Source organism: Vibrio sp. S11_S32 (assembly GCF_014694465.1).
In the GTDB taxonomy this organism is placed as follows: Bacteria; Pseudomonadota; Gammaproteobacteria; order Enterobacterales; family Vibrionaceae; genus Vibrio; species Vibrio algicola.
In genome coordinates, this window is record NZ_JAAUWS010000122.1 from 1 (window position 1) to 1,089 (window position 1,089).

General features: G+C 39.9%; 1 protein-coding gene. It reads left to right on the plus strand.

The window, feature by feature from the left end; translation table 11 throughout:
- Window positions 1-1,050, plus strand: a protein-coding gene (locus tag HC723_RS16835) for an IS3 family transposase (RefSeq protein WP_190339914.1) whose coding sequence is annotated in 2 segments (ribosomal slippage) — window positions 1-227 and window positions 227-1,050 — 1,051 coding nt annotated over the 2 segments. Because the reading frame shifts where the segments join, the coding sequence is not laid out codon by codon here. This gene is flagged as partial in the annotation.
- Window positions 1,051-1,089: the final 39 nt, after the last annotated feature.

Consider the following 1,089-nt stretch of genomic DNA (forward strand, 5'->3'; position numbering starts at 1 on the left):
TCAGATCCTCTCCATACTAAAACAAGCTGAAGCAGGCACTCCTGTGCCTGAGCTTTGTCGTGAGCATGGAATGAGTAACGCTTCTTTTTATAAATGGCGTGCAAAATATGGTGGTATGGATGCCTCGTTAATGGCTCGATTAAAAGAGCTTGAAGATGAAAATCGTCGACTCAAAAAAATGTATGCTGAAGAACGGCTAAAAGCTGAAGTTATTCAAGATGCTATGTCAAAAAAGTGGTGAAGCCCTGTGAGCGTCGTGTTATGGCTCAGAGTTCGGTGGCGAAACATTTAGTCAGTATTAAAAAAGCATGCGAATGGTTTCACGTAAGTGAAACCTGTTATCGATATCAGCCTAAACTGAGTGCTGAAAATGATTTAATTGCTGATTGGTTAATCTCACTCACATCAACTCAAAGTGATTGGGGGTTTGGCTTGTGCTTTGACTATTTACGTAATGTAAAAGGCTATCGTTGGAATCATAAACGCGTTTATCGTATTTACTGTGAGTTAGCCTTAAATCTTCGTATTAAGCCGCGTCGAAGATTAAAACGTAATAAACCAGAACCATTAAAGGAACCGCTCCGGTCTGATCAAGTTTGGTCTATAGATTTTATGCATGATCAGTTATCGGACGGCCGAAATTACCGTTTATTTAATGTGATTGATGACTATCGTCGAGAAGGTTTAGCAATTGAAGCAGGATTTTCTTTACCTGCTTTACGAGTTATTCGCACGTTGGATCAACTTCTAGAATGGCGCCTAAAACCAATCGCTATCCGATGTGATAATGGGCCTGAATTCATTAGTCATGAATTTACTAACTGGGCAAAACAACATGGAATCCGGATTGATTACATTCAACCGGGGAATCCACAACAAAATGCTTATATTGAAAGGCATAACCGAACCATTCGATACAGTTGGGTGAGTAAGCACATTTTCGAGTCATTGGAAGATGTCCAAGACTATGCAACCAATTGGCTTTGGTTTTATAATAATGAACGGCCTCATAAAGCCAATGGTGGTAGACCACCATTGATGGTCGCTTAACTTCTACTTTTAACAACAGTTAGAAATGGGAGGATTACC